Source organism: Rhizobacter sp., from assembly GCF_031412495.1.
GTDB lineage: Bacteria > Pseudomonadota > Gammaproteobacteria > Burkholderiales > Burkholderiaceae_C > Schlegelella_A.
Genome location: NZ_JANODC010000243.1, coordinates 1 through 3,966, shown reverse-complemented (window position 1 = coordinate 3,966; position 3,966 = coordinate 1). Strand labels below are relative to the sequence as shown.

5 protein-coding genes are annotated in these 3,966 nt (G+C 71.2%); 2 read left to right on the top strand and 3 right to left on the bottom strand.

Going from position 1 to position 3,966, the window contains the following annotated elements; all coding sequences use genetic code 11:
• Both AC30N0_RS09340 and AC30N0_RS09335 read left to right on the top strand, forming a co-directional pair.
• On the top strand, positions 1-154 hold a 154-nt coding region (locus AC30N0_RS09340; protein ID WP_489517651.1), incomplete at its 5' end, for an SDR family oxidoreductase.
• Positions 155-169: 15 nt separating this feature from the next.
• Positions 170-652 (top strand): 2,4'-dihydroxyacetophenone dioxygenase family protein, encoded by a 483-nt coding sequence (locus AC30N0_RS09335; protein WP_489517649.1) that lies wholly within the window; start codon positions 170-172, stop codon positions 650-652.
• Here AC30N0_RS09335 and AC30N0_RS09330 read toward each other — a convergent pair.
• Genes AC30N0_RS09330 through AC30N0_RS09320 form a run of 3 tightly spaced genes read right to left on the bottom strand, consistent with a single transcriptional unit; the run spans position 601 to position 3,821 of the window.
• On the bottom strand, positions 601-2,025 hold the full coding sequence (locus tag AC30N0_RS09330; protein WP_489517648.1) for a DHA2 family efflux MFS transporter permease subunit: 1,425 nt from the start codon (positions 2,023-2,025) through the stop codon (positions 601-603). The genes AC30N0_RS09335 and AC30N0_RS09330 overlap by 52 nt on opposite strands.
• 18 nt (positions 2,026-2,043) lie before the next feature.
• A complete protein-coding gene (locus tag AC30N0_RS09325) occupies positions 2,044-2,727 on the bottom strand; it encodes a 2OG-Fe dioxygenase family protein (RefSeq protein WP_489517650.1) in 684 nt (227 codons plus the stop codon).
• Positions 2,728-2,777: 50 nt separating this feature from the next.
• The gene (locus AC30N0_RS09320; RefSeq protein ID WP_489517647.1) at positions 2,778-3,821 is read right to left on the bottom strand and encodes a methionine synthase; all 1,044 of its coding nucleotides are present in this window, start codon (positions 3,819-3,821) and stop codon (positions 2,778-2,780) included.
• Between the last annotated feature and the right edge of the window lie 145 nt (positions 3,822-3,966).

Here is a 3,966-nt window from a genome sequence, read left to right as displayed (position 1 = left end):
GGCGCGCAGCGCCGCCATCCTCGCGCGCACGCCGCTCAAGCGCTGGGGCCGGCCCGACGACGTCGCCGATGCCGTGCTCTTCCTCGCCTCGCCCGCGGCGCGCTTCGTCACCGGCGCCATCATCCCCGTCGACGGCGGCTACCTCGTCGCCTGATCAGGAGCTCTTCCCATGATCGTCCAGCAGCCCGGCATCCAGCCCGAGATCGCCATCGGCGCGATACCCGACAACGAACGCGTCTGGGTCCCTCAGGCGCCGAACGTGTGGTTCCGCCCGCTGCTGCTCAACACCGTCACCGGCAGCTGGTGCAACCTCCTGCGCGTGCGCAAGTCTGGCGTGCTGTCGCGGCACATCCACCCGTCGATGGTGGTCGGCTACGTCATCAAGGGCGCCTGGCGCTACCTCGAGCATGATTGGGTCGCGCGCGAAGGTTCGTTCGTCTACGAGCCGCCGGGCGAGATCCACACCCTCGTCGTCGAGCCCGGCTTCGACGAGATGATCACCTTCTTCAACATCCAGGGCGCGATGGTCTACGTCGACGATGCCGGCCGGCAGACCGGCTACGAGGACGTGTTCAGCAAGATCGCCCTATGCCGGGCGCACTACGAGGCCTGCGGGCTCGGCTCGGCCTTCGTCGACGCGTTCGTGCGCTGACGAAGCACGACGCCGCCGAGGACGGCGGCGACGAGGGTGAACAGCGCGCCGACAAGGAAGGCCGCCTGGTAGCCGCCGTTCAGGGCCTCGACGCGGGCCAGCCCCTGCCCGAGCAGGTTCTCGGTCCGCGCCGCGGCGACGCTGGCGAGCACGGCCAGGCCGAGCGCGCCGCCCATCATGAAGCCCGTGTTGACGACGCCTGAGGCGAGCCCCGACTCCTCGGCGCTGACGTCGCTCATCGCCGCCAGCAGCAGCGGGTTGAAGGCGATCCCGGCGCCGGCGCCGAGCAGCAGCATGCCGGGCAGCACGTCGACGAGGAAGTCGCCGCCGACGGGCGCGCGGGCGAAGAGCCCCAGCCCGACGCCGGCGAGGACAAGCCCGCCGGCAAGCGGCAGGCGGATGCCGTGGCGGCCGACCAGCCACGCCGAAGCGCCGAGCGACAGCGCCGCCATCACCAGGTTGGCGGGCAGGAAGGCGAGGCCGACCTCGAGCGCGTTGTAGCCGAGCACGCCCTGCAGGTAGAGCGCGGCGATGAAGAACCAGGCGAACATCCCGCCCGACCACAGGATGCCGACGACGTTGCTGAAGACGATGTTGCGGCGCCGGAACAGGCGGAGCGGCACCAGCGGCGCCGCCGTGCGTGCCTCGATCACGAGGAAGGCACCGAACAGCGCCACGGCGACGGCAAAAAGCGCGAGCGTCCGCGCCGAGCCCCAGCCGGCCTCGTTGCCGCCGATCACCGCGTACACCGCGACCATCAGTGCCGCGGTGATCGTGACGGCGCCGCCGACATCGAGCCGCTGGCGCCGCGCCGGCACCGCGTCGGCCGGCAGCAGGCGCAGGCAGGCCACGAAGATGGCGATGCCGATCGGCAGATTGACGAGGAAGATCCAGTGCCAGCTGAAGGCGTTGGTGAGCAGGCCGCCGAGCAGGACGCCGATGCTGCCGCCGCCGGCGCAGACGAAGCCGTAGATGCCCATCGCCTTGGCCCGTTCGGCCGGTGCGGTGAAGAGCGAGACGATGAGCGAGAGCGCGACCGCGTCGACGATCGCCCCGCCCACCCCCTGCAGCGCGCGCGCCGCGACGAGCAGGCCCTGCGACACCGCGAGGCCGCAGACCAGCGACGTGACCGTGAAGAAGACGATGCCGACCAGGAAGATGCGGCGCTGGCCGTACAGGTCGCCGAGGCGGCCGCCGAGGAGCAGGAAGCCGCCGAAGGTCAGGGTGTAGGCGTTGACGACCCAGACCAGCGCCGTCTGAGCGAAGCCGAGGTCGGCGCCGATCGAGGGCAGCGCCACGTTCACGATCGTCATGTCGACGACGATCATCAGCGCCCCCATGCAGAGGACGATGAGGGCCCACCAGCGGCTCATCCTTGGTCCTTCCTTGCCCTAGACGGGGCCCTGGAACCCGCCGGCACGGTAGGTCAGGACCAGGGTGTCGCGGTGGCCGTAGCCTTCGAGCGGCTGGATCGGCGTGCTCTCGTGGATGACGCGCGCGTCGTCGAGCACGAGCGCCGTCCACGGCTCGAGCAGCGTGAAGCGCATCCCCTGCGGGCCGTCGGCATCGAAGACGCGCGTCTCGCCGCCCTTGACGCCTTCGCGCGCGACCAGGATCACGGCAACGAGGTCGACTCCGTCGCGGTGCGCGCCCTCCGGCGTCGGCCGGCCGATGCCGTCGGTGGTGTCGATGCGGAACTGGTGCGCCTCGACGGACCAGGGCTGCGCGCCCTTCATCTGCGACGCCAGGGCGGCGAAGGCGAGCAGCATGCGGCGCCACGCGGGCGCCTCGAGCGTCGAGGCGGCGACCGGCTCGAACCAGCGCTCAAGGCCGCCGTGCAGCGCGTTGTATTCGATCGGCTGCCAGTGCGCCCGCTGCGGCAAGAGGCGCAGCTCGCCGGCGTCGACGACGAAGCTGGCATGACGGCGCCTGCGATAGCGGCCGCCGTCGCGCAGGTGCGCGTCGGGCGGCAGGTCGTCCCAGGAAGCACGGAGGGCGTCGAGTTCGGCCACGTCGGTGGCCGCGAACTCGGCCAGTCCGGCCGGTGATAGCACGGCGCGGCCGTGCTCCTTCATGGCTCCCGCGAGCTGCGCCGGCGCGGTGACCGGCGCCGGCGGCGCTCCCGTCACGCGCCGTACCTCGCGCGCGCCAGCGCCGCGCCCTGCGCCAGCGCCGCCAGCTTGGCTTCGGCAACTTCGCGGCGCATCGGCGCCATGCCGCAGTTGGTGCACGGGCGCAGGCGGTCCCTGGCGACGAAACGCAGTGCCGTGCCGATCGTGTCGGCGATCTGCTCCGGCGTCTCGATCGCATCGGAAGCGACGTCGATGACACCGACCATCACGTCTTTGCCGTCGAGCAGCCGCATCAGGTCGGGCGGGACGTGCGAATGGAAACATTCGAGTGAGACCTGGTCGATCGAGCTGCGCGCCAGGGCCGGGAACACCTGCTCGTACTGCCGCCACTCGCCGCCGAGCGTCTCCTTCCAGTCGACGTTGGCTTTGATCCCGTAGCCGTAGCAGATGTGCACAGCGGTCTTGCAGCCGAGCCCCTCGGCGGCGCGCTCGAGGGCGGCGACGCCCCAGTCGGCGGCATCGGCCATGTAGACGTTGAAGGCCGGCTCGTCGAACTGGACGATGTCGACGCCGTCGGCCTCGAGCGCGCGCGCTTCCTCGTTGAGCAGCTCGGCGAAGGCGAACGCGAGCTTGATCTTCGCCTCGCGCGGGGCGAGGCCGTTGCCGTAGAAGCGGTCGGCGACGGTGTCGACGATGGTCATCGGCCCCGGCAGGGTGAACTTCAGCTGCCGCGTCGTGTGCGCGCGGGCGAGGCGTGCCTCGGCGGCATGAACGCGGCCCTGCAGGCCGAGCGGCCCCGTCACCTGCGGCACCATCGCGTCGTAGCGGTTGTTGCGGATCCCCATCTTCACCTTGTGCTCGAAGTCGATGCCGTCGACGCGCGCCAGGAAGCCGTGCACGAAGTGCTGCCGCGACTGCTCGCCATCGCCGACGATGTCGAGGCCGGCGTCTTCCTGCACCTTGATCCAGAGCAGCGTCGCGTCGGCCTTGGCCTGCTCGAGCTCGGCGCCGCTCGCCTTCCAGGCCGGCCAGAGCTTCTCGGACTCGGCGAGCCACGGTGGCTTGGGCAGGCTGCCTGCGATGGCGGTCTCGAACATGACGTGATCCTCGGTGATGACCTTCGGCGGCGCTGCGCCAATCGGGCGCGACGGTCGGTGCGACGAGCCGGTTGCGATACCGTCGCCGCGTGAGCGCCGCTGCGGACATCGCCCGGGCCGGACCCGAGGCACCCGTCCCGGCCGG

What these genes read in the sequence shown, in the direction of transcription:
- AC30N0_RS09335 (WP_489517649.1), top strand. Translation starts at nt 170, where the DNA reads ATGATCGTCCAGCAGCCCGGCATCCAGCCCGAGATCGCCATCGGCGCG.
- AC30N0_RS09325 (WP_489517650.1), bottom strand. Translation starts at nt 2,727, where the DNA reads ATGAAGGAGCACGGCCGCGCCGTGCTATCACCGGCCGGACTGGCCGAG.
- AC30N0_RS09330 (WP_489517648.1), bottom strand. Translation starts at nt 2,025, where the DNA reads ATGAGCCGCTGGTGGGCCCTCATCGTCCTCTGCATGGGGGCGCTGATG.
- AC30N0_RS09320 (WP_489517647.1), bottom strand. Translation starts at nt 3,821, where the DNA reads ATGTTCGAGACCGCCATCGCAGGCAGCCTGCCCAAGCCACCGTGGCTC.